Raw genomic sequence first — 25369 nt, 5'->3', positions numbered from 1 at the left:
CCTGATGGCGCAAAAAAAATCACGGTGGGTGCTTTCGATTGTCACCATTGTGATAATTGCGATCGTGTTGCTTGTAGCGTTCTGGCCTCGAGCGGTGGCGGTGGATCTGGCTCAGGTTGAAGTTGGGGACCTAATCGTCACGGTTGATGAAGAGGGGCGCACGCGTGTGCACGATTCATATGTTGTGGCGACACCAGTTGCCGGACGACTGCTCCGCGTTGGTGTGGAACCGGGTGACCCAGTTGTTGCGGATCAAACGGTCATCGCACGCATGTTGCCCACCAATCCCTCCATGCTGGATGTACGGACGCGCGAACAGGCCCGCGCGGCGGTCACTGCTGCAGAAGCTGCTCTCCGCGTGGCCCGCGCCGATCTAAACAAAGCGGTCGCAGATCTGGCGCTGGCGGAAGAAGATTTGGAACGCGCGGAGTCGCTGATGAAAAACGGCCGCATCAGTGAGGCGGCGTTGGCCCGCGCTGAGCGCGAAGGCCGAGTCGCACAGGCCGTAGTCGACAGTGCCGAGGCTGCCATTTCGGTTCGAACAGCGGAACTGGCGAATGCGCGTGCTCAGCTGATCGGATTTGATGACCGCGGCATTGCATCGGCACTTATATCACACTCGGACGAAGTGATCCCGCTGCTGGCTCCTGCAACTGGGCGGGTTCTGCAAGTGATACAGCAAAACGAAATTACGCTGCCTGCGGGGGCCCCCATCCTGGAAATTGGCGACATCGACGGAGACCTTGAGGTCGTTGCAGAACTTTTGTCTTCTGATGCTGTTCAGGTGTCCGTGGGCGATCGTGTCATTATTGACGAATGGGGCGGGGGGATGCCGATTGACGGAGCGGTAGAGCGCATAGATCCGCTTGGATTTACGAAGTTCTCGGCCTTGGGGGTCGAGGAACAGCGTGTAAACGTTGTGATTTCAATGGAAACACCCGGTGTATCCACCGGCCGATTGGGCCACGGGTACCGGGTAGAAGTACGGATTGTCATTCAGGAAGATCCGGCAGCGTTGATTATTCCTGCCAGTGCAATGTTCCGGGCGCAGCAGGGCTGGTTTGTGTTTCTGGTCGAGGATGGAAAAATCTTCGAACAACCGATCGAAGTCGCCGCGACCAATGGCGTGCAAGCCAGCGTCTCCAGTGGTTTGAACGCGGATGACTTAGTTGTGCTCTACCCATCTGCAGGATTGGTCGACGGAACGCGGATCACAAAACGGTAGACATGTCACTAACCCGACCCACTCAGCTTAGTTGACCACGATGATCATGTCACCAAATTGAGGTGCGCAGATCTGTGAACATTGTTCGGAATCTACCGCCTTGGCATGAAGAAAGTTTGAGTTCGGCGGTTCTTGTGGTGAGCAGTGAATGACTCAGATTGCCTCATGCCCGCAAGGGACCTGGAGTTGTTAAGTGCGCTATGAATGATGCGCAAATCCAAAGATTCGGAGTTTGCTGCCGATCGGTTGGTTTGTCCGCGCAGCAGAACTTGACGAACCGTGCGGCTAAGGTTCGCTTCATGCGAGCAGTGATGGCTGCACAATCCTTTTGGGATTGGGCGGCAGTGGTATGGGGAAAGGTGCGGCAGTCACATTGGAATACGCAATTTAGATACGATGCATGAAGCGGCCAATGGAATGAAGTTGAGCATAACTGATTCATCCGTCGCATGCGGTGGCAACCAAGCGTATCTAGGATGGCGGGTTCTTTGGCGGGTATCGCGATTATTTTCGAAAAATATCATTTAATTTCAATGATATATGGCGGAGACGAAGGGATTCGAACCCTCGAGACGGTTTCCCGCCTACTCCCTTAGCAGGGGAGCGCCTTCGACCACTCGGCCACGTCTCCGCCGACGGGTATATCCTTGCAAGCGCCGGGAATACAAGGCGAAATTTCCTTTTTGTGCGTTACTCCGACAAAATTGGTGAACCCGTTGAAATCACGGTAAAACACACCGACTTACGTGGATTATGGGCAAGAATTGGATTTGTTTTCTGAACCCATTCCCAGCGACACACCACTCATCCATCAGGTTCGAAACTCCACAACACATCGAATCCCCGTTCGGCATCGCCGTGTCTGACGTCAGCGCCCATGGGACAGATTAGGTTGATTTGATAAGAGAGGGTTTTTGGCTCATCGTAGCCGCCAAGGAGTGGAGATGAGAAAGAAACCCGGAACCAAGCAGAGCCAGGGTGAGAAGGTCGTAAGAGACATCCGCCGCGCGATGCGCAAACAGTATTCTGCGGAAGAGAAGATCGGGATCGTTCCGGACGGCCGGGCGTGCGCCCGGGCGGATGGCGTGCAGGTTGCGCCCAGCCGCAATGCGTTTTTTGCCGACAGCGATATCTTCTCGGTCCATGTGCGCCTGAAACCGGACACGTAAGGGATCATTACCGCAGCGGATTTAGCACGGATGCACCCGGGCGCGCTGTTTGTTAACACGTCGCGGGCCGGGTTGATCGCTCCAGGTGCCTTGCTTGGAGCGCTCAACGCCGGTCGCCCTGGCTGAGCCGCAATTGATGTGTTCGATACCGAACCACTAACCGACCCGAACGATCCGTTGCTGGTACATCCCAAGCTGATCGCGACGCCGCATATCGGTTTTGTGACCGAAGATGAGTTTGACCTGCAGTTTGCTGACATCTTCGATCAGGTAAACGCTTATACTGAAGGTGCGCCGATCCATATGATCAACCCCGAGGTTCGGACCAGCGCAGAATGAGATTTGCGGCGATGGGCGCACCGATGATCACCAACACGATCCTTGTCAGATGGTGAGTGATCACAAAGCCCAGATCCGCGCCTGAGACGATGGCCAGAACCGTCATTTCGGCTTGCCCGCCGGGTGCGAAGGCCAGAAACGCTTCGACCGGTTTGCCAAACCCCAACGTGGTGACAACAGCTGTGAAGGCCGCTGCCAGCACGGCCAGCACAACCACGTAAGCGCAGCCCGCGGCCACGACCTTGCGCAACTCCACCCAGGTAACACCGACAAACTTCACGCCAATTCCGCACCCAATGAAGAATTGTGCAGCCAGGATGGCCTCGCGCGGTGGTCGTGTATGGATGAAGTCTTCGAGAGACAAAGCAGCCGTCAGGATCATCGGCCCCAGGATCGATGCGCCGAACAGGCCAATACGCTCGCCACCCTTCCAGCCGATAAAGGCAGCAAGCACCATCAGGGCCAGCTCGTGCAGCGGCAGTTCGCGTGCGGGTTCTCCGATCGGGTTTGTCAGCTCGGCGCCGTAAATCATGGTCAGAAACAGCGGGGCCAGCGTCACGATGATCAGCACGCGCGTGCCATGGATCAGCGACAAAGTGCGCGGGTTGGCTCCAGCTTCGGTCCCAAAAATGATCATGTCCTGCAAGCCGCCGGGCATGGCGGCATAGAATGCGGTTGTCGTATCGAAACCCCAGACCCGGCGGAAGAATGGTACGCCGATCAGCGCGATCAACAGGATGAAAAATGGGACCAGTGCAATCGACGCGGCCATTTTAGGCAATTCCGCAAATAGGGCAGGTGTAATTGATGCGCCCACCGCCACACCCAGAATGGTGCGCGCTGCCACTGACACCTGCCCGAACCCTTCCATCGGCGCATGCGCGAGGGCCGCAATCAGACAGGCGCTCATCGGACCAAACAGAAAGGGCAGCGGCAGATTCAACGTCCAGAAAGCTCCGGTGCCAAGAAGTGCAAGGCCGAGTGTTACGGCCCGCTTTGTCAGAAGAGGCATTGTGTTGATCAGCGTGGGCAAGGAACGTTTTCCAGCGTCATTGACTCGTTGTGTATTCAACTGTATACAACAGGATGCAATATGACAAGTGAGCCTAATGTGACCATACAGGACGACCCCTTACAGCCCGGCCCGCAAGGCTATTCCGCGTACCAACGTCTTTTGGACGATATTCGCGAAGGCAATCTTCTGCCCGGTGAACGCCTGCGAGAAATAGAGTTGTCTGAACGATTGGGAGTTAGCCGCACCCCGGTGCGCGAGGCGATCCGTCAATTGGAGGCTGATGGATTGGTGACCCATGTTCCACGGCAGGGCGCAACCGTGCGCAGTCTGGATTATGCAGAGGTGATGGAGCTCTATGAAATGCGCGCGGTGCTTGAGGGGACAGCTGCCCGTTTGGCCGCCCGCGCTGCGTCAGGTGTCGAACTGGATGAGCTTGAGGTTCTGAATGATCGACTAGCGGAGGCAGGCACGGGCCCGGACGCTGTGCGGATCAACCGGATTTTTCATGCGACACTGCTGGATGCAGCCAAGAACCGGTTTCTGGCAAAGTCGATGTTATCCTTGCAAAAGGCTCTGCTGGTCCTTGGGCCATCTCAACTGTTGGAGGGTGACAGGGCCGAGGCTGCGGTGGCCGAGCATCGGCGCATTATGGCGGCTTTGAATGCTCGCGACGGTGCAGCTGCTGAGACGGAGATGCGTGCGCATATTCAGGCCGCACAACGGATGCGCATCCGTGCATTGCAGGAACGCGACCGCAGGAGAGACGAAACCCAGTAGGTAATCTCGATATGGCCGCTCAAAACGAAGCTTGCGGTTTCGCTTTGGTCGAGAGCGGGAACGTAGCTCTCTGCGATGCGATGACTGTCGCCGAGGCAAGGGCGGGAATTTGATCCTCGAGACAGCAGCGAAACGCTATCGTGGTGGCAATACGCGCTACACATTCTAATTTCTCGGCATGCACTCCGGACCGCTGAGGCCTCTGACCGAGGGATACAACAGCACGAATTTCTGTTTGATCTTTTCAAGTTCGCTGACGGGAAAAATAACGAACATCTGGCCCGCCCGGCGATCCGCGCGTCCGAGGAATGCCTGTCGTAGGTGGAGGAGCGGGTTGTCCGGTTCCTACCTTCGCTCTCTGGAGCCTTATCATTGTCCCGGAGCAACACGCTCTTCATGGGGGGCGGAAAGTCTCTGGAGAATGCAGATTACCGGACCGCGGTTGGTCTGGCGGTAGATATTCTGTGTAAAGCCGCTGTCACGCATTTGGAGCTGACTGACGATAAAGTCCAACGGGTGGATTACACCTAAGTAGGTGAATCCTGCCGGATTTCGCCAAAAGCAGTGATCGCTGTTTTGGGCGGTTTTCAGGCGTATACCTACTGGTTGATCCGCGTATGGGGTGAGCCTGCAAAGAGCTTACTGATCAAGGGAACGCCTTATAACTGCGGCGTGGTATTGCCGACCTTCTGGGTCAAGGCGTGGAAAGTGTAGGAGATCCGGCCAATGACACGCCTTTGCCATCGACTGGCGCGCGCCAAAGTTCGCCGGAGGCATCGTCACCGCCTGGACTGCGTGCCGATTTTCATCGTCGTAAACAAGCGCGCCCAGCGGTTCTATGACGAGGGCGAGGATGTCTGGTCCAAGCATTGTGCGATTTGGGGATGTCTTGCCGCTGCGCAGACGTGACCCCGTACAATTTGCGCCTGAAAAGTTGTTCTGAGAACTGTTGATCAAATCCAATGATGTGGCTGTACCAAGCCTTGGATAAGAGATTTCAAAACGCGGGAAACGCAGGCAAATACCCCGATGCTTGCCAAATGCACCGGTTTGAGCGCATATTTGTCTAGATTTAATGGGTTGAATAACTAATCAGATTTAGCTCTCTGAGGCGACAGATATCGGGCGAGGGGTGATTTAACATCCCAGTGGGTACCTTTTGGGGGAAGGGGACTTGGGTTTGGCCTGGTTAAGATTGTTTTTTGTTTTCATGGTTCTGGCTGCATTACCGGCATCGGTCACGGCCTCTATCGGAAAAGTATTGAGTGCCAAGCAGGGCGCCGATGTAGTTCGCGCTGGCAAAAAGATACGTCTGCGTGAAGGGATGGAAGTTGTTTCCGGAGATACCATTTCTACCGACCGATCCGGCGTCGTACAGTTGTTGTTCGTAGATGATACCAAGATCGCAATCGGCCCAAATGCACAAATGGTGCTGGATGTCTCAATGTTGCGCGGAAAAAAGAAAGCAAAATCTTTCGCGGTTCAGGCCTTGGGTGGCAGTTTTCGATTCATTTCGGGTAAAAGTAAGAAAAGAGCCTATTCCATACAAACCCCCACAGCGACCATGGCTGTACGTGGCACAACCTTCGACATGTGGGTTGTACCGGGTAAGCAAAGTGCCATGCTGGTATTGGAAGGTAAGGTCCGCATGTGCAGTCGATCGGGTAGGTGCCGCTCGACCGGGCGCCAGTGCAGCCTGTTCGCGACTTCACTGGGTGGGAATGTTGGTCGCCCCGTCGACCAGGAACAATATGAGTTGGCCCTTAAGAATGGCTTTCCCTTCGTTCAGTCGCAAAGGGATCTGCTGAGTCCGCTTCAGGTCGATTTTGGCGGATGCGCTAGGGAATCTGTTCCTCTTGCGGTTCGGCAATCAGACATTCCGGTTCAACGAAGCGCGGCACCTCAAAGGGTCATTCAGACCCAAGTTGTGAGGGTGTCCAGAGCTGAAACTTCTGAACCGGAACCTGAGCCTGAACCTCCGACACCGGAACCCCCAGCGCCAGAACCTGAACCAGATGTCAGCTCAAATCGTTCTGGCCAAGGGGACGGTTCAAATCCTGCTGGTCGAACCGGACCTTCAGGCGGAACAGGGAACCCTGGCAAAGGTAAAGGTCCCGGGCATGGCAAGGGGAATAGTGGTAGCCCGGGTGATAGAGGCAACGCGTCCGCAGCCGCAAACAGGTAGGTGAAGACATCGCAAGCCTATTTTTCCCCCAGCGCCAAGGAGGCGAATGTGGCGGGTAAGATCAAAGCCAGAATTAGTCGACGACTGGGTTTTCGCCTGGCTGGTTTGGCGCTGATCTTGTTGGGTTGCTTCATAAGAATTCTAGACCCCTACCCCGTACGTATGTCTCGCCTGATCTACTTCGACGTGCTTCAGCGCATCTCGCCAAGGGAATACAACCCCGAATTACCGGTTAAGGTTCTGGATATAGACGAGCAGTCATTGGCTAACTGGGGTCAATGGCCCTGGCCGCGCACACTATTGGCGCAGATGGTTCAAAATCTAGGTGAATACGGCGCGGCGGCCATAGCATTTGATATGCTGTTTGCCGAGCCTGACAGATATTCCCCCGCGCGATTGCTCAAAGACCCGTCGCTTGCAGGGGTTCTGACCGTTGAGAGTAATGCGCAAAAAACCGACTACGATGTCGTGTTTGGGCTAGAGGCTGCTCGTTGGCCAGTCGTACTGGGCACCGCCGCCCGAACATCCCAGGAAGGAAGTCAGATCAGCTCCAAGGCCGGCATCGTCGAGATCGGAGAAAACCCGACCGCGGGGTTGGTCTCGGTGCCTTACTGGACACCAATTGCACCACCTCTTGACCGCAGCGCCGCGGGAATTGGCGGCGTTAATGTCTCACCGATTGGGGGGATGGGCGTCGTACGACGTGTTCCAGCCTTGTGGGGTGGACCAGACGGGGCGCTGCCGGGGTTGGGCATCGAAGCTTTGAGAGTTGCTTTGGATGCGCCTTACATTCTGGTCGAGGGCTCTTCTGAGGAAGAAGGGATCGTACTTGCGGTCGAAATCGGAGATTTTCGACTGCCAACAACTGAAGATGGCGAGGTTTGGGTCAGGTATCGAAAAGATCAGCCAGATTTATATCTGTCGGCAGATGCAATCATGCAAAACCCTGATGATCCGGCGCTTCGATCAGAAATCGAGGGCCATATCATACTGGTGGGCACGTCTGCGGCCGGTTTGTTCGATATGCACCAGACAGCGTTGGGTGAGTCCGTACCAGGCGTTTCGATTCACGCGCAGATTATCGAACAGATTTTAGTTGGTGATTTGCTCAGCAGATCTGATGTGACCGCCGCGCTGGAACTGGTGGCATTTGTGATTCTTGGCATTGTTGTCACCGTGGTGATGTCCAACTTTGGAGCGGTTGCATCATTTGTCACAGGCGGCGTAGCGGCAATGGTGGTGATCCTTATCAGCTGGCTTTCATTTCAGAATCAATCGGTTTTGTTTGATGCGACCTTCCCTTTGGCCGGAGGAATGGCAAATTTCGGGTTGTTGGCAGGCTACCTGTTTATCTCAACCGAACGGGAAAAGCGGGTGATCCGTCAAACCTTTTCGCATTACGTAGCGCCCGAGATTCTTGATGAGATGGAGGCCAATGGGCATCAACTGCAATTGGGTGGAGAATCTCAGGAGATCACAGTGATGTTCTCGGATATTCGAGGATTTACCCCCTTGTCCGAGTCGGTATCCGCCACAGATTTGGTGGCTTTGCTAAACGCGCTTTTTTCTGAAATCGGGGACCAGATTCTTGTCGAACGCGGAACCATCGATAAGTTTATCGGCGATGCGGTCATGGCCTTCTGGAATGCGCCACTGCCGGTCGATGATCATCCGTGTCGCGCTGCATTGGCCGCATTGAAAATGCGGGTGGCGTTAGAGAATTTTAACTCTTCCTCCATTATGCGCGATCGTCCTCCGATTGCCCTCGCCACCGGGTGCGCGACCGGAGCCGCCTGTGTCGGCAATATCGGTTCGCGGCGTCGGTTCAACTATACGGTTATCGGGGATGTGGTGAATGTGGCGGCGCGGATCGAGCAGAATTGCCGACATGTGGATTACGACATACTTGTCTCACACTCGATACAGCAGGCCACAAAATCTGATCTGGCACTGCTCGAGGCGGGATTTGTTGATCTGAAGGGCAAGAGTGAACCAGAACCAGTTTACCTTCTTGTCGGTGACAGGAATCTGATGGGCAGCGCAGAGTTTAAAGCATTGGAGGCTGCGCATTTTAGGCTATTGGAAGCCGTTCGATCGCGGGCGTCACAGTTTGACGTTGCGAACCTAAGCAAAGAATGCGCAGCGCTCGCTGCGACAGTCGAGCCGGGTCTGGCATCATTCTATGGCACATTACCCGGCCGTGCTGCGGATTTTCGGTCAGAGATGGTGCATGCCCAACCGGTATTCAGTCATCATAATGGCCTGCGCGAAAACGCGACATAGTATCATCACCCGATTACTTTGGAGAAAGAACGAGGCGCAGCTGATTTTCAACTGCGCCCCGCCAGAAAGATCAATCTCGCCCCCTCGAATACTATCTAAAACAAAAACGGGCTAAAACTTTCGATATATTCGAGACCGACCTTCCATCCTCATTGGAATAAACTCATATTTAGACAATCCAACAGAAGATACAGTGAAGAAGTTCACATTACCTTGAAGTTGTATAAATTTTTTTCTTATCGCCAATCGAAGAAACCTGGACCAGCTTGTTTCAGAAGAGATGCTGCCATGGACTGGCCCAGTTCGATCCCGTCATCGACCGATGCGGTTACCTCATCGTTGATGGCCTCGGACCCGTCCGGGCGCAGAACTTCGCCGCGCAGATGTAACTGGCCATCTCGGATTTCAGCCAATCCAGCTATCGGAGTTTCACATGAACCGTCCAGCCCGGCCAGCAAGCTGCGCTCGGCGGCGAGCCGCTGGCTGGTTTCAACGTGATGAATTGCGGCCAGCATTTCTGCAGCGCGCGTGTCATCGCTGCGTCTTTCAATGCCGATCGTGCCCTGAGCAATCGCGGGTAGCATGTCGACCGTGGAAATGGCGGTCGCTGGGACGTCTTTCATGTCCAACCGGCGCAAACCGGCCATGGCCAGAAACGTACAATCGGCCACGCCATCGGCCAGTTTCTTCAACCGGGTTTGAACATTGCCGCGAAACTCAACCACGTTCAGATCGGGCCGACGGTTCAGCAATTGCGCCCGGCGGCGCAGCGAAGACGTCCCGACAACAGCGCCTTCGGGCAGATCGTGAATCGAGCTCAATGACGGCGAGATAAACGCATCGCGCACATCCTCGCGTGGCAGGAATGTATCCAGCACCAGCCCGTCAGGCTGTTCCACCGGCATGTCCTTGGTCGAATGCACGGCGATGTCGATCTCGCCTTTTAGCATCGCCTCTTCGATTTCCTTGGTGAACAGACCCTTGTTGCCAATCTCTTTCAGCGGTCGGTCCGCATCGATCATCGCGCGGTTGTCGCCGGTGGTCTTGATCACCACGATCTCGAACGCGTCCTCAGGCAGGTCGAAAGCGGCACCAAGCCTCTGACGGGTTTCATAGGCCTGCGCCAGCGCCAGCGGGGATCCACGGGTGCCGATTTTCAGAGGCGATGCGGGGGTAGGCAATATCAGACTCATGTGCACAGCTTTAGTCGCGTCACATTGCCCTGACAATGGGGGCAGAGCTTGACAAATTGCCACTGAGGGCCGACCCGTTGCACCAAACCGGAACACTGGGGGCACGAATGGCCGAGACAAAGAAAATACTGCGGGCGCTGGCGGGTGAAGTTCAGGACGTTCCACCGATCTGGATGATGCGGCAGGCCGGGCGGTATCTGCCCGAATATCGCGCCACGCGTGCGCAGGCCGGTGATTTCCTGTCCTTGTGCTATAATCCCGAGCTGGCCGCCGAGGTTACCCTTCAACCCATCCGCCGTTACGGATTTGATGCTGCGATCCTGTTTGCCGATATCTTGCTGGTGCCACAGGCGCTGGGCGCGGATTTATGGTTTGTCACTGGTGAGGGGCCGCGTCTGTCCACGATCACGCAGCAATCGGAATTCGATGCGCTGAAGCCGATTGATGCGATCCATGAAACTCTGTCTCCGGTTTATGAGACCGTGCGTATTCTTTCGCGTGAGCTTCCTTCTGAAACTACATTGATCGGATTTGCAGGCGCGCCCTGGACAGTGGCGACCTATATGATCGCCGGACGGGGCACCCCGGATCAGGGGCCAGCCCATACGCTGCGCGAAGAAAACACTGCGCTGTTCGAGTCGCTTTTGCATCGGATCACTGCCGCGACGATTGAATACCTGTCAGCTCAGATCGAGGCCGGGGCCGAGGTTGTCAAAATCTTTGATAGTTGGGCAGGATCATTGAAGGGCGAAGCGTTTCAGAAATACGCTGTTGAACCCTGCCGCGTGATTACCGCAGCCATAAAGGCCCGTCACCCGGGCATACCCGTCATCGGGTTCCCGCGCGAAGCGGATCAGGGCTACATCGGGTTCGCCAAAGCCACCGGAGTGGATTGCGTCGCACTGGACAATTCTGTGTCGCCCGAATGGGCTGCTGCGAATGTACAAGTCGATGGGTGTGTGCAGGGCAATCTGGCCTCATTGCATATGGTCACGGGTGGTCAGGCGCTGGTTGATGAGACACGTCGAATTGTTAAGGCCTTCTCGAAGGGGCCGCATATTTTTAATCTGGGACATGGGATCACACCGGATGCGGACCCGGAGAATGTTCAACTGATGATCGATACGGTGCGCGGGCGGTAAGCCGGGCTAAGGGGCCAGCCCCCTCTTGGCCTTCGGCCAATTCACCCCCGAGATATTTTTAGCCAGATGAAGCGGGCGGGAGATCGTTCAGAATTTCATCTGTGTGCTCTCCGCGTTTTGGGCTGGATCGAGGGTGCCAATCGTAGGTTGAGAATCTTGGTGCGGCTGCGGCTTGACGTGTTTCGTCGTGGTCGATCCATGTTTGGCGAGCCGTGTTCATGCGGTGATCTAGCGCTTCTTGCGGGCTTAGGACCGGGGCAACGCAGGCGTCTGTATCTTGGAACAGCGCCGCCCATTCATCGCGAGGTTTCTCGGCAAATATTTTGCTCAGGCGTTCCGTCAGGCCCGGCCACGCAGCTTGGTCATATTGCCGAGCGAATTCAGCATCATCGCCAAGCCCGAGGATATCCAGAAAGCAGCCGTAAAACTTTGGCTCCAGACATTGAACTGAGATGAAGCCACCGTCTGCGCACGTGTAAGTGCGGCTCCAATGCGGGCCGTCCAGCAGGCTTTCACCCCGAGTGTCGGACAGGTTACCGGTCTGGCGCAGGCTCATCAGCAGATTCATCATATGGGCTGAACCATCGTAGATGGCGGCATCCACCACCGTGCCTTTTCCTGTGCATTGGGCATTCAGAAGCCCGGCTAGCAGACCTGCGGACAGATACAGTGCGCCACCGCCGATATCTCCGACGAGCGTTGCAGGCGTTAACGGTGGTTGGCCAGGTGGGGACGCGTAAGACAACGCCCCCGAAAGCGCAATATAGTTAAGATCATGGCCTGCGGTGTTGGACAAAGGGCTTTGCTGGCCCCAACCAGTCATTCGGCCATAGACCAGTTTCGGGTTGATCTGATGACAATCCTCAGGGCCCAGCCCAAGCTTTTCCATCACGCCAGGGCGAAAGCCTTCGATCAGCGCATCAGCGGTTGCGATCAGACGTTTCGCTATCTCTAATTCCTGTGGGTCCTTGAGGTCCAGCGCAATGGATCGCTTGCCTCGGTCCAGAAGGGAACGCTCAGGCATTCCAGGTGTGATCGCAGATCCCTTGCGGTGAATAGTGATGACGTCCGCACCCATATCCGCCAGCAGCATGGCGGCGAAAGGGCCCGGGCCAAGCCCTTCGACTTCGATGATACGAATTCCGTTCAGCATGGTCCCTCCTGCGACGCAGGGTTTCTGCGTGGCGCAGCGAATGCAAGCGAAGAGTTTGTTTTGCACCTGCAATTGGGTTGCTTGCATCGACAATTCAGGGCTAGGTCTATGTCGGTCTGCCGTAGGTATGAAAGAGGTTCTCAGATGCAGCTAAGCGATACACGCGAAATTCAGGCGTCACCCGCCGAAGTTTATTCTGCCCTGCTGGATCCTGAAGTGTTGAAAGCTTGCATCAGCGGTGCACAAGAGATCACGGGCGATCCGACTGAAGGATACCATGCGACCGTGGTGCAAAAGGTCGGCCCCGTGAAGGCGACCTTCAAAGGCACCGTTACCATGTCTGACATGGTTGAACCGGAACGTCTGACCATCGCGGGTGAGGGCAAGGGTGGGGCCGCAGGCTTTGCTAAGGGCAGTGCGAATGTAAGTTTCGAGCCAAGTGAGTCTGGTGGCACCCTTTTGACGTACGAAGTCGAGGCCAAAGTGGGGGGCAAGCTAGCGCAGTTGGGAAGCCGCCTGATTGATGGATTTGCCAAGAAGATGGCGGATCAGTTTTTTGCCAATCTGCAAGAGCACTTTGAAGGGCCACCGCCGGAAGACGATGACGCCGAGGAAGAAAACAAAAAGGGTTGGCTAGGCCGTTTGACAGGGCGAGATTAAGCCCCCTGCATACATGCGCATGAGCCTGTGCGGAATTGGACTGTTCCATGATGGTCCTCCGCGATAGGTTGCACGGCCAGAACGAGGGAACGCATGACCACCATTTTGTCCATCCGCGATTTGCGGAAATCCTATGCCGATGGTTTTGAGGCGCTGAAAGGCGTGTCTCTGGACATTGAAGAAGGTGAGATTCTTGCGCTGTTGGGTCCGAATGGTGCTGGTAAAACAACGCTGATTTCCACCGTTTGCGGCATTACTACTCCGACATCAGGATCGGTTACCGTGGGGGGGCATGACATCCAGACCGAGTTTCGCGCGGCGCGAAAGATGATAGGACTGGTGCCGCAGGAGATCGCGCTGGAGCCGTTCGAGAAGGTTTGGAATACTGTTCGCTTCTCACGAGGGCTGTTCGGCCACGGGTCTGACAATGCCCGGATCGAAGAGATTTTGCGCAAGCTGTCCCTTTGGGACAAGCGCCGCAATTCAATCAAGGAGTTATCTGGCGGCATGAAGCGCCGCGTATTGATTGCCAAGGCTCTGGCGCATGAGCCACGGGTGCTGTTTCTGGATGAACCCACCGCTGGCGTCGATGTCGAACTGCGTAAGGACATGTGGGAGATCGTGGCCGAGTTGAAACAGGCCGGTGTCACCATCATCCTGACCACCCACTATATCGAAGAAGCCGAGGCAATCGCCGACCGTGTCGGCGTCATCGATAAGGGTGAGCTTTTGCTGGTCCAGGATAAGGACACATTGATGGCGCAGATGGGTAAAAAACAGATCGAGGTCATGCTGACCGAGCCTGTATCGACCATTCCCGAAAGCTTGTCCGAGCATAACCTGATTTTGAATGGGGCCGGAGACTCGCTGATCTACACTTACGACACCCATGCGGATCGTACCGGGATCACCACTCTTCTCAATGATGTGGCGCAGGCTGGTCTGGTATTGCGCGACGTTCAGACCCGTCAGTCGAGCCTTGAAGAGATATTCGTTAATCTTGTATCCGGAGAGCCCGCATGAACTGGTCCGCAATCGCCGCCATCTACCGGTTCGAAATGGCCCGGTTCTTCCGTACGCTCGCACAGAGCTTTCTGTCGCCAGTGCTGTCGACCTCGCTTTACTTCGTGGTGTTCGGCACCGCGATCGGTAGTCGCATTCAAGAGATTGAGGGCGTGTCCTATGGCGCCTTTATCGTGCCGGGTCTCATCATGTTGTCTGTGGTGATGCTGTCGATCTCGAACGCATCTTTCGGAATATATTTTCCGAAGTTTCTGGGCACGATTTACGAGCTGTTATCGGCGCCGATCAATTTCATTGAGATTGTGATTGGATATGTGGGTGCGGCGGCAACAAAGGCGCTTTTCGTCGGCCTTGTCATTCTGGCCACCGCGACGTTCTTTGTCGATATTCGCATAGAACACCCCATTGCCATGGCGGCATTCCTAGTCCTGTCCTGTCTCAGCTTTTCGTTGCTGGGCTTTATCGTGGGTATCTGGGCCGGGAATTTTGAGCAGATGTCGTTGGTCCCTCAACTTGTCGTAACGCCCCTGATCTTTCTGGGCGGAACGTTCTACTCGATCTCGATGCTGCCGCCCCTCTGGCAAACGATCACACTGTTCAACCCTGTGGTCTATCTGATTTCAGGCTTTCGCTGGTCATTCTACGGAATCGCCGATGTACCCATTTTTTGGAGCCTTCTGGCTATCCTTGCGTTCACCGGAATCTGCCTTGCAATCATTGGTTGGATCTTCAAAACCGGCTGGCGCATCCGTAGCTAGGGCGTTGCATTTTTGCCCATCAAGTGTGTGAAATTGGTTCACGTCGCGTTTATGGCGCTTCGGGTCTCTTGTTTACAGCCTCGGCGCCCTCTACATCGGCTTCCATGAAACTCAGCCTGCCCTTCCTGAAAAAGCAGCCCATGGTGGCCGTTGTTCGCCTGTCCGGTGCCATCGGAATGGCTGGGCGCGGGTCGATGAATGCCACCTCCCTAGCGCCGGTACTGGAAAAAGCTTTTCGCAAAGGAAAGCCTGCCGCCGTCGCGCTTGAGGTCAATTCGCCGGGCGGGTCGCCTGTTCAAAGCTCATTAATTGGTGCGCGTATCCGGCGGCTGGCGGAAGAGCTTGATATTCCGGTCTATGCCTTCGTCGAAGATGTGGCCGCCTCAGGCGGATACTGGCTGGCGGCGTCGGCAGATGAGATTTGGGCCGATGACAGTTCGGTTCTGGGATCGATAGGCGTGATCTCTTCTGGCTTCGGCGCGCACGTTTTTCTGGCACGCCAGGGCTTTGAAAGACGTGTGCACACAGCGGGTCAGTCGAAATCGATGCTCGATCCGTTTGCCCCCGAAAAGAAAGACGACGTTGCACGGCTCAAAGTGCTGCTGGGCGATATCCACGAGAATTTCATTGATCACGTAAAGTCTCGCCGAGACGGCAAGCTGGATACCAGTGCTGATCTGTTCAATGGCGAGGTTTGGCTGGCGCGGCGTGCGCAAGAGTTGGGATTGATCGACGGGATTGCACATCTGAAGCCCAAAATGCAGGAGAAGTTTGGAGATAAGGTCAAATTCCGCCGTTACGGCCTGCGCAAACCGATCTGGTCCCGTTTTGGGGCGACGATTGCGCAGGATGCCTTTGCCGGGCTTGAGGAGCGTGCTGCCTACGCGCGTTTCGGGTTGTGACGTGATCATCAAAATAGTCACACTGTTTCTGGTTGCCATGGGTGTTCTGGCGATGTTCGGAAAGCTCCGCTTTCCGGGTCAGAAACGGTTGAGTTCTGCAAAATGTCCACGTTGTGGGCGGTTTCGGATCAGTAAAGGCCCCTGTCCTTGTGAAACAGGAGGCCGTGGATGAGCGCGTGGCTGTTCTCTGGCCTTGGATTGCTAATCCTGCTGTTGGCAGGTGATGCGCTGGTCCGCGGGGCCGTGAACCTCAGCCTGCGATTGGGTGTGCCTGCGCTGATAGTCAGCCTTACGATTGTTGCCTTTGGCACCTCGGCACCTGAATTGTTGATCGCGATCAGTGCGATCAAAGAAAATGCTCCGGGGATAGCGCTGGGCAATGTGGTGGGGTCGAACACGGCGAATATTCTGTTGGTCCTAGGGCTTCCGGCGCTTTTGGCGACGTTGCACACAAGCGAATGTGACAGCAGAAAAAACTATATCTTCATGCTGCTCGCTTCGGTTCTGTTTATCGGGTTGGCATTTTGCGGGGTCTTTAATCTGCTCAGTGGGGCGATCTTGCTGGCAGCTTTGGCTCTGGTTCTCGCCAATGCCTTTCGCGAGGCGCATGCCCACCGCAAAGCCTGTGGTGAAGCCTGTGCTGATGACGACGAACTGGACGGTCTGGAGGAAGCAGACCCCGACATGCCTTATTGGAAGGTAGCAGTTTATTTGATCCTGGGCCTGATCGGTCTGCCAATGGGTGCCCATTTGCTGGTCGACAATGCAACCATCATCGCCCAGAGCTATGGAGTGAGCGAAACTGTGATCGGCCTGACCTTGATCGCGGTTGGCACATCCTTGCCGGAACTGGCGACTACGGTCATGGCGGCATTGCGTCGGCAGGCAGATGTGGCGCTGGGCAATGTTATCGGATCGAACATGTTTAATCTGCTGGCCATTGTCGGTATCGCAACTCTGTTTGGGCGTATCCCGGTTGATCCTGAGTTTCTACGCTTTGATCTCTGGGTGATGCTGGGTGCATCGCTTTTGCTGGTCCCGTTTGTTTTCTTCAAAAAGGACATCACGCGGGTCTGGGGTTTGGTCCTGACGCTACTTTATGTGATCTATGTGGTTAGCCTTCTGGCCTGATCAGACCTGGGGAGAGAGCCCATGACCCAAGCACTGGTGACCGGAGCGGGAAAACGTCTTGGCCGCTCAATGGCACTATACCTGGCGCGGCGCGGGATGGATGTGGCTGTGCATTACGCAAGCTCGGAACGGGAAGCGCTTGAAACAGTGAATGAAGTGCAAGCGCTGGGGCGAAAGTCAGTCGCTTTGCGGGCAGACCTGCTTGACGAAGCACAGGTCAGCTCGTTGCTGCCCCGCTCGGTCGAGGCGCTTGGCGGGCCGATAACTTGCCTCGTCAACAATGCCTCGATCTTTGAATATGACAATATTCATACCGCTACGCGCAACAGCTGGGATCGCCACCTCGACAGCAACCTGCGCGCGCCATTTGTTCTGACGCAGGCCATGGCCGCACAGGGATTGCAGCCGACATTGGATGAACAGGGTGAGCCCCAGGCAGTGGGTCTGATCGTGAACATGGTGGACATGCGCGTACGCAAACTGACGCCCGAGTTCATGTCGTATACGATCGCCAAGATGGGTCTATGGACCCTAACCCAAACCGCAGCTCAGGCATTGACACCTGCGATCCGCGTAAACGCAATCGGCCCGGGACCGACGATGCAGGGTCATCGACAAAGCGAAAAGCACTTTAACGCTCAACGCCGGAACACGATTCTTAAGCGCGGCGCGAATCCGTCAGATATCACTGCCGCGCTTGGCTATTTTCTGGATGCGCATTCGGTCACCGGTCAGCTTTTGTGCGTGGATGGCGGGCAGCATCTGGGCTGGCAGACACCGGATGTATTGGGCGTAGAATAGGTAAAACTGCGGTAAGTTTTGCACCGCTCTCATTTACGTTACATGCACGTTACAAAAATGTCTTAATTTTCATACACTTGTCTCACATCAGAAAAAGTATCGTTTGAAAACAAATAGTTAAAATACTGCCTATTTTTTGTGCAGATCAACGAATAGGCAATGATTCAAGGGAAAATCACGATGCCCCAAAAGTTATCTGCATACTTATCCACAGAAGTCGTGGATTTGTTTTCTCTTGATCTAATGGGCTCAAGATTGCAGCCATGGTCAGAGAATCATATCTCAGAGCCATGACAGCCAGCACCGACCCCGATTCATCAACACAAGCCACCGGCTATGCCTGCATACAGCGCTATGTGAAAACGCTGGACAGCTCGCCGGGTGTTTACCGGATGCTGGATGCGGACAGCCGTGTTCTGTACGTGGGCAAAGCGCGCAACCTGAAGGCACGGGTGTCGAACTATACGCGACCCGGGCATTCGGGCCGGATCGAGAAGATGATCGCAGCGACCGCTTCGATGATGTTCCTGACTACGCGGACAGAGACCGAGGCACTGCTGCTGGAACAAAACCTGATCAAGCAGCTCAAGCCAAAATACAATGTGCTGCTGCGGGACGACAAAAGCTTTCCCAATATTTTGGTCGCCAAGGATCATGCCTTTCCGCAGATCAAGAAACATCGCGGGGCCAAGAAGGAAAAAGGCGCCTATTTCGGGCCATTCGCCAGTGCTGGAGCCGTAAACCGGACGCTGAACCAGTTGCAGAAAGCATTCCTGCTGCGGAATTGCTCTGACTCAATGTTTGATAGCCGCACGCGGCCTTGCTTGCTCTACCAGATCAAGCGTTGTTCTGGGCCATGTGTTGGGCTGATTTCCGATGCGGACTATCGTGAAAGCGTAAAGGACGCCGAACGGTTTCTATCTGGCAGATCCACCAAGGTGCAGGAAGATTTGGCCGATCAGATGATGGCCGCGTCCGAGGCGATGGAATTCGAGCGCGCCGCTGGTCTGCGCGACCGAATCCGGGCATTGACGCAGGTGCAGACCAGCCAGGGCATCAACCCGCGCGGTGTGGCTGAGGCGGATGTGATCGGCCTGTATATGGACGGCGGGCATGCCTGCGTACAGGTGTTCTTTATCCGCGCCAATCAAAACTGGGGCAATAAGGACTTCTATCCGCGCGTTGGTGCGGACGTGTCTCCGGCAGAGGTGATGGAGGCGTTCCTGGGGCAATTCTACGACAGTAAGGAACCGCCGCGTCAGTTGATCCTGTCTGATGCAATCGAAAACGCCGATCTGATGCAACAGGCGCTAACCGAAAAAGCCGGCCGTAAGGTTGAAATCAATGTGCCCCAGCGTGGCGAGAAACAGGAATTGGTGGCTGGTGCCTTACGCAATGCGCGTGAATCACTGGCCCGACGGATGTCAGAAAGTGCCACGCAGGCCAAATTGCTGCGGGGTGTGGCCGAGGCATTTGATCTGGACGCACCGCCGAACCGGATCGAGGTTTACGATAACTCTCACATACAAGGAACTAACGCAGTAGGGGGCATGATCGTCGCAGGTCCTGAAGGGTTCATGAAGAACGCTTACCGCAAGTTCAACATTCGTGGCGACGATCTGACCCCGGGTGATGATTTCGGCATGATGAAAGAGGTCCTGACCCGCCGTTTCACTCGCCTGCAAAAAGAAGACCCGGATCGCGATAAGGGACTATGGCCTGACCTGCTGTTGATAGATGGCGGAGCTGGACAGGTGAGTGCTGTGCACGAGATCATGCAGGTACATGGGGTCGAAGATATTCCAATGATCGGTGTCGCCAAAGGCGTGGATCGCGACCATGGCAAAGAAGAGTTTCATCGCATCGGCCAACGCCCCTTTGCCTTGAAACGCAATGACCCCGTATTGTACTTCATCCAGCGCCTGAGGGACGAGGCCCACCGCTTTGCCATCGGGACGCACCGTGCGAAACGGGCCAAAGCGGTTGGTGCTACGCCCTTGGATGAAATTCCCGGCGTCGGAGCCGCACGCAAACGTGCTCTGTTGGCTCATTTTGGCAGCGCCAAAGCTGTAAGCCGAGCCAATTTGGCAGACCTAAAAGCTGTCGAAGGTATCTCAGCCGGGCTGGCGCAGAAGGTCTATGATTTCTTCCACGACAAGGGTTAGGCTTTTCGCCCGCGCCAGAGAATATAAAGACCGGAGGCCACGATCAGGGCGCTGCCAATCCACATTGTTTGATCCAATTGCTCTTTGAACAAGAATACACCCAGCCCGATCCCGAACAGTAGTCGGGAGTACCGAAAGGGCGTCACAGCTGAAACTTCGCCCGTCCGCATCGCTTTCATGAGTGACGCATAGGCCATCGTCCCAATCACCACTGCGGTCGCAATGTAGGCACCAGTACTGCCCGTCAAGGCTACCATCGGCGCGCCCTCGTAGAATCTATAGGCGATCCCAGCAACCACGACAGAGAGGAACCCGTAGAACCCCAGCACGTCTGCACCCAGTGTCGCGGGCGCGGCGCGGCTCGCCAGATCGCGACCCGCAAATCCCAACATCCCGAACACCGCCAGAAGTGACAGCATCGTAAAACTATCGCCTGTTGGTCGGATGATGATGACGACACCGACCAGACCAATTGCAATCGCGCTCCAGCGTCGCCAGCCGACGGTTTCCCCAAAGAACAGCGCCGCACCAGCAACCACGACCAGCGGCGTGGCCTGCAAAATCACTGTCGCAGATGAGAGTGGCGTCAGAGCGATTGCCAGCAAATAGAACATCCGTCCGAGGATCTCGAAAAAGACGCGAATTTTCATGGGCCGAGACAAGACATCGGGATGGAATATCCGCCCGCCGCGTAAGGTTGTGACGCAGGCAAAAATCATTGATCCGCCCATGCCAAACAGAAGCAAAACCTGCCAGATCGGCAAGTCAGCCGATGCGCCTTTTAGCAGCGCGTCTTCGATCGCGAACAAAGCCATGGCGGCGATCATCCAGGCGCTACCGATCAGGTTCGACCGGGGGTCGGTTTGGATATGCGGTGTCATGTGGGGTTCAGGTGCTTTCAGGTCGGGCCATCCGCCAATCTGACTTCAATGTCTTGCGATGCCAAGATGAATCTGAAGACTTCTCTACTGTTGCGACTCTGTGACGTGCCATGTGCCAAACGCTTGTGTACTGTGAGTTTTTCGCGACCTCATCTTTTATGTCCCGGGCCGGCGATGTAGGGTCCAAGCCATGAAATGGAACCTGCCGAATATTCTGACCGTCCTGCGCCTCGTGGCCGCGCCAGGTCTTGCCGTGATGTTTCTGTATTTCACGCGCCCCTATGCGGATTGGTTTGCGCTGATCCTGTTCCTGACTGCGGCCATCACTGATTGGTTCGACGGCTATCTTGCGCGGGCTTGGAAACAGGAAACCAAAATCGGGGCCATGCTGGACCCAATCGCTGATAAGGCTATGGTTGTGATCGCGTTGATGATCCTGGTGGGCTACTCGACCGAGCACTGGACGCCATGGCTGGTGCTGCCCGCAACGGTCATCCTGTTTCGTGAAGTCTTTGTTTCAGGTCTGCGGGAGTATCTGGGTGACGTGGCTGGGACGTTGAAGGTCACGAAACTGGCCAAGTGGAAAACGACGGCACAGATGGTGGCAATCGCGATCCTGTTTTCGCAGGGCATATTCGAACACCACTTCGTGATGGCCACGTTCGGAATGGACGCCACGACCATCGATCAGGTGTTGACCGGGCAGGTGGAGGATCTGGGCCACGTGCGCTGGCATCTTGAAGGCATGTTCTGGTCTGGCCGTATTGGTCTGTGGCTGCTGTGGATCGCTGCGACGCTGACATTGATCACCGGCTATGACTACCTACGTAAAGCCATGCCCCATCTGAAGGAGAGCTAAGCAATGGACGTGCTGTATTTCGCCTGGGTGCGTGAACGCATCGGTCTGCCGAAAGAAAAGGTTGAGACGCAGGCCGCAACGGTGTCTGATCTGGTCGCCGAGCTTAGCGCGCGAGAGGATCGCTATGCGGCGGCCTTTGCCGATCTGTCCGCGCTGCGGGTGGCTCTGGATCAGGAATTGTCAGATTTTGACGCGTCACTGGCGGGAGTGCGCGAGGTCGCGTTTTTCCCACCCATGACCGGTGGTTAAATTGCGCATCTCGGTTCAGGAAGAAGAGTTCGATCTGGGTGCCGAGGCCAGTGCTTTTGCCGCCGGAGATGACGCCAATGGGGCCATCGTGACCTTCACAGGCGTCGTCCGTGATCTTGCTTCGGGCGATCTGGACGTGATGGAGATCGAGCACTACCCCGGAATGACCGAGCGCGCCTTGACCAAGATCGCCGAAGAGGCTCAGAAACGCTGGTCTTTGGGGGATGTGCTGGTGATCCACCGCCATGGGCGGCTTGCGCCGGGCGACCGGATCATGATGGTGGCCACCGCTGCACGGCACCGCAAGGATGCGTTCGAGGCGGCGGAATACCTGATGGACTACCTGAAATCCCGCGCTCCATTCTGGAAAAAAGAAATCACCTCGGGCGGGGCCGAATGGGTCGCGGCCAAGGATGAGGACGAGGACGCGCTGACTCGGTGGTAAAGACTGGGTCCGGCACCCGTTGCCGGATGCCGAGATTGGGTTGATCGACTTAACTGCTTTGTTCCGTGTTGCAGGTCCGAGCAGCTTCGATCGCCTTCAGAGTGCCATCAAGGCTTACGGTGAATCCGGTTTCTTTTTCCGGGAAAACCGTCATCTCATATTTCTTCATGACGTCTTCGACAAATTGCGGATTGTTGGCCAGAATGTAGCCCCCTGTGTATCCTTCAGCGAGGTGCTTTGTCTTCTTGCGCGCTTCGGCCGAGTAAACGTTGCCGTCCAGCGATAGGATGATTTCCTCCTTTTTGCCTTTCAAGCCGATGTCGTTTTGTGTGAAGACGCCGAGATAACCCATCTCCTGATCTTTTGTCAGTCCCATCTGAACGACGTTGCTGTTACCGTCGACACGCTCGATCAGGCAGGACCCACGGGTTTCATCCACATAGATGGTCCAACCGGACTCTTCGCCCCATTTTGTAAAGGTGTCATTCTCTGACGGGATCACATCGCTTGAGGCGACTGCAGCGGTCGTCACAAACATCCCAAGGATTGCGGCGGTCTTAAAAGTTGGATTGAAAAACATAGTACACTCCAGTTTCTTGGATCGTGAACAGTTCAGTGCGCAGGCAAAAACACACCAATTCATATTATTGAATAAGTTGTGGAAATGAAGACAGTGCTCGCCTATCGGCCAAAATACGCCGATCTAAGCGTAGAAACAGGATTAGCTTTCTAGGTTGCCAAGATCAGTCTGCGTTGTTGATCCTACCACGCAGCTCTTCAGCCTCTTGCCTTGCGGCGCGCAATCCGTCCATGGCGGCGGCCAGTTCGGCCTCGGCCTGGGTCAGTTGGTTGGTCAATTCGGCCTCGCGCTGTTGCAGGTATGTGATCGCCTGATCGCGCGTTTCCTCGGCCTCGTGCAACTCCTGGCTCATGCGGTCCAGATCAGCCACGTCGCTTTGACGGACGCGCGACAGTCGATGTGCCAGCCAGTTCGCAAACCAGCCCATGCAGAAGGCAGCAAACAGGATGATAGCGGTGGCGATAACGAATTCGATTCTGTTCACTTTATTGGTCCTCTGAGCCTGCATCCTGGGCTTCGGCGTCCGGTGTTTCTGCTTCTACGGCTTCAAGCCCGGTCTCAGTATCTGGCACAGGTTCAGGCCGGATCAGATGAAACTTGATGCGGCGGTTTATTTCACGGCCTTCTTCGGTGTCATTGTCCGCAATTGGCTGCGTCTCGCCATATCCGACCGCTGAAAAGCTTGAGGTCGGGACACGCCGATCACGTAGTTCGTTCAGGATAGATTGCGCACGCGCCTGGCTGAGTTGCTGGTTCATTTCCTCGCGACCCTGACTGTCGGTATGGCCCTGTATTTCCAATCGTATCGGGCCGCATTCGCGCAGGATGTCCGCGATCTGATTCAACGCATCGCGCGAGTCGGAGGCGACTGTCGCCGACCCTGGTTCGAAGGCGATTTTACTATTGCTTTGAACTTCGGCGATCTGTTCTTCGCAAACCTCCGGATCTGGCAGCGCATCTTGAGGCGCCGGCGGTTCAACATAGGTGATCGACAGGTTGAAATCCTGAGCATCGCCCAGCTTGTCCGATAGCAATCCAGCGATCCGCGCCTTTGCATCGGGATCGTGGCTGACCCCTGTCAGCGAAACGTCGTCTGGCGTTACAGTCAATGCTCCGTTGTGTAGATGCGACAAGGCATCGAGCCCGGCCAGAACCCGAACGGGCCAATCGGTTGGCAGGTCCTGAACCACACGGGTGGCGGTGTAAACCTGCGTTGATCCAAAGGCGGCGCGGGCGAAACTGTCGGTCATGTCGCGTAAGGTCTCGTCACTGACACGGCCACGCAACTGCACCAGACCTTCAGGGCTGAGGGTGGCGTTGAATTCAATCGGTCCAGCGGGATCGTCGGGCTCGGGTTCGGGCAGTACTGCATGAAGGGCGAATACGTCGGGAAGCGCGTTTTCCAATTCCCCCACAACACGATCAAACAAGATGGGGCTGGTATCTTGGGCCGCTACCAACGTGATGTCGGCATCCGACATGGTGACCGACCCCTGTCCAATCTCGGCCAGTGCCAAGATGCTTAGCTGTGCAGCATTAGACCAGCGAGGCGAAGGAACCCCCAGCCCGATTGTACAGGAATATGGCCCGGTCAAACCAGCCTCGCGCGCGGTGGCGACGATCAGCTCCCGCGCGTCTTCACTCTGAGCAGAGCAGGCATCAAACTGTCCGCCGTTTTCATCTATCAGGTAGCGGAGCGTAAACGGCGTGATAACGGGGCGGGGCGCCGAGATGGAAAGGCCGATTCGCAGTCCGGGCGGTGCGGCACGGCTCAGGTCTTGTTCCAGCCTGTTTTTCTCCTGCTGGCTATCGGCGATGGCGGTGATACGTACCAATCCAGGGCTGGCGGAAATCTTGGCACGGGGCAGGCCAGAAAGTGCCTCGATCGCATAATCTATGGCTTGATCCCATCCCTTGGGTTCGGCGTAGTCCGCGCTTTCCATCAGATCAGAAACGGATGAGTTCTGATCAAGTCGCTGCAACCTGTCGATCAGGTCGTCGCGATCCAAGCTCGCGGGCACGAGGCCGATGATTGTTATGCCGCTGTCATTGCGCAATATCTCGGCCGAAAAACGGGGCGGGGTCAGGTCGGCGGTGGGCGCGACCTCCATCTCATCGATTACACGCGAGGTATCAACTTCGGTTCCGGCGGCGGTCAGTGCGTTGAACCGGGTAGCTTCATCCGGGGCAGTACCAGTCAATACAACACGCAACCCATCGGACTGGACCTCGGCCCAGTCATGGCCCTTGAGATTCAAAGCCCGACGTACTGCAAACTCCGATGCATCTTCTATCTTTGTCACTGCATAGCTCGCCGCCACCAGAGACAGCACGGCGGTCACCGCAAAGATCAACGCAACGGCAAGAGCGTAAGGCATGCGCATAGGTGGGATCGAAACTCCTCGGGCGGTTGGTTCCGGACTCATACAGAGCC

Annotated in this window: 27 protein-coding genes and 1 tRNA gene; 20 read left to right on the top strand and 8 right to left on the bottom strand. The window is 55.8% G+C overall.

Going from position 1 to position 25369, the window contains the following annotated elements; all coding sequences use genetic code 11:
• Positions 1–4 precede the first annotated feature (4 nt).
• On the top strand, positions 5–1225 hold the full coding sequence (locus ACR3EJ_RS02060; protein ID WP_170544869.1) for a permuted SH3 domain-containing protein: 1221 nt from the start codon (positions 5–7) through the stop codon (positions 1223–1225).
• 541 nt (positions 1226–1766) lie between these two features.
• Here the strand turns inward: ACR3EJ_RS02060 and ACR3EJ_RS02055 are convergent.
• Positions 1767–1856 (bottom strand) — tRNA-Ser (locus ACR3EJ_RS02055).
• A 313-nt stretch (positions 1857–2169) separates the two neighbouring features.
• Between ACR3EJ_RS02055 and ACR3EJ_RS02050 the strand changes: the two genes are divergently transcribed.
• Genes ACR3EJ_RS02050 through ACR3EJ_RS02040 form a run of 3 tightly spaced genes read left to right on the top strand, consistent with a single transcriptional unit; the run spans position 2170 to position 2733 of the window.
• Entirely contained in the window at positions 2170–2394 is a 225-nt protein-coding gene (locus tag ACR3EJ_RS02050) for a hypothetical protein (RefSeq protein ID WP_311201774.1), read from the top strand.
• 3 nt (positions 2395–2397) lie between these two features.
• Positions 2398–2520 (top strand): NAD(P)-dependent oxidoreductase, encoded by a 123-nt coding sequence (locus ACR3EJ_RS02045; RefSeq protein ID WP_480423308.1) that lies wholly within the window; start codon positions 2398–2400, stop codon positions 2518–2520.
• A gap of 12 nt (positions 2521–2532) precedes the next feature.
• Entirely contained in the window at positions 2533–2733 is a 201-nt protein-coding gene (locus ACR3EJ_RS02040) for a hypothetical protein (protein ID WP_480422543.1), read from the top strand.
• Here the strand turns inward: ACR3EJ_RS02040 and ACR3EJ_RS02035 are convergent.
• Positions 2702–3745, bottom strand: coding sequence for an AbrB family transcriptional regulator (locus ACR3EJ_RS02035; protein WP_170544865.1), 1044 nt, complete (start codon positions 3743–3745; stop codon positions 2702–2704). The two genes, ACR3EJ_RS02040 and ACR3EJ_RS02035, sit on opposite strands and share 32 nt — an antisense overlap.
• Positions 3746–3826: 81 nt before the next feature.
• Here ACR3EJ_RS02035 and ACR3EJ_RS02030 point away from each other — a divergent pair, with 81 nt between their 5' ends.
• The 5 genes from ACR3EJ_RS02030 (at position 3827) to ACR3EJ_RS02010 (ending at position 8993) form a co-directional block, all read left to right on the top strand.
• The gene (locus ACR3EJ_RS02030; protein ID WP_170544862.1) at positions 3827–4525 is read left to right on the top strand and encodes a GntR family transcriptional regulator; all 699 of its coding nucleotides are present in this window, start codon (positions 3827–3829) and stop codon (positions 4523–4525) included.
• Positions 4526–4897: 372 nt separating this feature from the next.
• The gene (locus ACR3EJ_RS02025) at positions 4898–5056 is read left to right on the top strand and encodes a hypothetical protein (protein ID WP_170544859.1); all 159 of its coding nucleotides are present in this window, start codon (positions 4898–4900) and stop codon (positions 5054–5056) included.
• A 195-nt stretch (positions 5057–5251) separates the two neighbouring features.
• Positions 5252–5434: a hypothetical protein gene (locus ACR3EJ_RS02020; protein WP_170544856.1), complete on the top strand. Its 183-nt coding sequence runs from the start codon at positions 5252–5254 to the stop codon at positions 5432–5434.
• 271 nt (positions 5435–5705) lie between these two features.
• Entirely contained in the window at positions 5706–6710 is a 1005-nt protein-coding gene (locus ACR3EJ_RS02015; protein ID WP_480422540.1) for a FecR family protein, read from the top strand.
• A 48-nt stretch (positions 6711–6758) separates the two neighbouring features.
• Positions 6759–8993, top strand: coding sequence for a CHASE2 domain-containing protein (locus ACR3EJ_RS02010; protein ID WP_480422538.1), 2235 nt, complete (start codon positions 6759–6761; stop codon positions 8991–8993).
• A gap of 236 nt (positions 8994–9229) precedes the next feature.
• Here the strand turns inward: ACR3EJ_RS02010 and hemC are convergent, their stop codons facing one another.
• Positions 9230–10186, bottom strand: a complete 957-nt coding sequence (hemC, locus tag ACR3EJ_RS02005) for a hydroxymethylbilane synthase (protein WP_170544851.1) — start codon at positions 10184–10186, stop codon at positions 9230–9232.
• A 107-nt stretch (positions 10187–10293) separates the two neighbouring features.
• Here hemC and hemE point away from each other — a divergent pair, with 107 nt between their 5' ends.
• Positions 10294–11328 (top strand): uroporphyrinogen decarboxylase, encoded by a 1035-nt coding sequence (gene hemE, locus ACR3EJ_RS02000; RefSeq protein WP_170544847.1) that lies wholly within the window; start codon positions 10294–10296, stop codon positions 11326–11328.
• Between the two features lie 58 nt (positions 11329–11386).
• Here the strand turns inward: hemE and ACR3EJ_RS01995 are convergent, their stop codons facing one another.
• Positions 11387–12481, bottom strand: a complete 1095-nt coding sequence (locus ACR3EJ_RS01995) for a CaiB/BaiF CoA transferase family protein (RefSeq protein ID WP_170544845.1) — start codon at positions 12479–12481, stop codon at positions 11387–11389.
• A gap of 144 nt (positions 12482–12625) precedes the next feature.
• On the opposite strand from ACR3EJ_RS01995, the gene ACR3EJ_RS01990 reads away from it, so the two are divergent.
• The 7 genes from ACR3EJ_RS01990 (at position 12626) to uvrC (ending at position 19921) form a co-directional block, all read left to right on the top strand.
• A complete protein-coding gene (locus tag ACR3EJ_RS01990; protein WP_170544841.1) occupies positions 12626–13141 on the top strand; it encodes an SRPBCC family protein in 516 nt (171 codons plus the stop codon).
• Between the two features lie 93 nt (positions 13142–13234).
• Complete coding sequence (locus tag ACR3EJ_RS01985) at positions 13235–14164, top strand: ABC transporter ATP-binding protein (RefSeq protein ID WP_170544838.1); 930 nt, start codon at positions 13235–13237, stop codon at positions 14162–14164.
• On the top strand, positions 14161–14922 hold the full coding sequence (locus tag ACR3EJ_RS01980; protein ID WP_170544834.1) for an ABC transporter permease: 762 nt from the start codon (positions 14161–14163) through the stop codon (positions 14920–14922). Before ACR3EJ_RS01985 ends, ACR3EJ_RS01980 begins: the two co-directional genes overlap by 4 nt.
• A 104-nt stretch (positions 14923–15026) precedes the next feature.
• Positions 15027–15824 (top strand): S49 family peptidase, encoded by a 798-nt coding sequence (locus tag ACR3EJ_RS01975; protein ID WP_170544831.1) that lies wholly within the window; start codon positions 15027–15029, stop codon positions 15822–15824.
• 168 nt (positions 15825–15992) lie between these two features.
• On the top strand, positions 15993–16955 hold the full coding sequence (locus tag ACR3EJ_RS01970) for a calcium/sodium antiporter (protein WP_010443576.1): 963 nt from the start codon (positions 15993–15995) through the stop codon (positions 16953–16955).
• Positions 16956–16976: 21 nt separating this feature from the next.
• Entirely contained in the window at positions 16977–17756 is a 780-nt protein-coding gene (locus ACR3EJ_RS01965; RefSeq protein WP_170544828.1) for an SDR family oxidoreductase, read from the top strand.
• Between the two features lie 290 nt (positions 17757–18046).
• On the top strand, positions 18047–19921 hold the full coding sequence (uvrC, locus tag ACR3EJ_RS01960; protein ID WP_170544925.1) for an excinuclease ABC subunit UvrC: 1875 nt from the start codon (positions 18047–18049) through the stop codon (positions 19919–19921).
• On the opposite strand, the gene ACR3EJ_RS01955 is transcribed toward uvrC, so the two are convergent.
• Entirely contained in the window at positions 19918–20802 is an 885-nt protein-coding gene (locus ACR3EJ_RS01955) for a DMT family transporter (protein ID WP_170544824.1), read from the bottom strand. The two genes, uvrC and ACR3EJ_RS01955, sit on opposite strands and share 4 nt — an antisense overlap.
• Before the next feature lie 190 nt (positions 20803–20992).
• Here ACR3EJ_RS01955 and pgsA point away from each other — a divergent pair, with 190 nt between their 5' ends.
• From pgsA to ACR3EJ_RS01940, 3 genes are read left to right on the top strand one after another with little or no spacing between them, the layout of a single operon-like run.
• Positions 20993–21661: a CDP-diacylglycerol--glycerol-3-phosphate 3-phosphatidyltransferase gene (pgsA, locus tag ACR3EJ_RS01950; protein ID WP_170544821.1), complete on the top strand. Its 669-nt coding sequence runs from the start codon at positions 20993–20995 to the stop codon at positions 21659–21661.
• Between the two features lie 3 nt (positions 21662–21664).
• Positions 21665–21910 carry a molybdopterin converting factor subunit 1 gene (gene moaD, locus ACR3EJ_RS01945; RefSeq protein WP_010443581.1) on the top strand — a complete coding sequence of 82 codons (246 nt, stop codon included), beginning with the start codon at positions 21665–21667 and terminating at the stop codon, positions 21908–21910.
• A 1-nt stretch (position 21911) separates the two neighbouring features.
• Positions 21912–22355 (top strand): molybdopterin synthase catalytic subunit, encoded by a 444-nt coding sequence (locus tag ACR3EJ_RS01940; RefSeq protein ID WP_170544819.1) that lies wholly within the window; start codon positions 21912–21914, stop codon positions 22353–22355.
• 49 nt (positions 22356–22404) lie between these two features.
• On the opposite strand, the gene ACR3EJ_RS01935 is transcribed toward ACR3EJ_RS01940, so the two are convergent.
• From ACR3EJ_RS01935 to ACR3EJ_RS01925, 3 genes are all read right to left on the bottom strand, one after another.
• Entirely contained in the window at positions 22405–22935 is a 531-nt protein-coding gene (locus ACR3EJ_RS01935; protein WP_170544816.1) for a hypothetical protein, read from the bottom strand.
• A 163-nt stretch (positions 22936–23098) separates the two neighbouring features.
• Positions 23099–23419: a hypothetical protein gene (locus ACR3EJ_RS01930; RefSeq protein ID WP_170544813.1), complete on the bottom strand. Its 321-nt coding sequence runs from the start codon at positions 23417–23419 to the stop codon at positions 23099–23101.
• A gap of 1 nt (position 23420) precedes the next feature.
• Positions 23421–25319, bottom strand: coding sequence for an OmpA family protein (locus ACR3EJ_RS01925; RefSeq protein ID WP_170544922.1), 1899 nt, complete (start codon positions 25317–25319; stop codon positions 23421–23423).
• Between the last annotated feature and the right edge of the window lie 50 nt (positions 25320–25369).

The sequence above is a fragment of the Ruegeria sp. AB11 genome, from assembly GCF_056536325.1.
The sequence above is the reverse complement of the archived record's forward strand: the minus strand, read 5'-3'. Positions and strand labels throughout refer to the sequence as shown.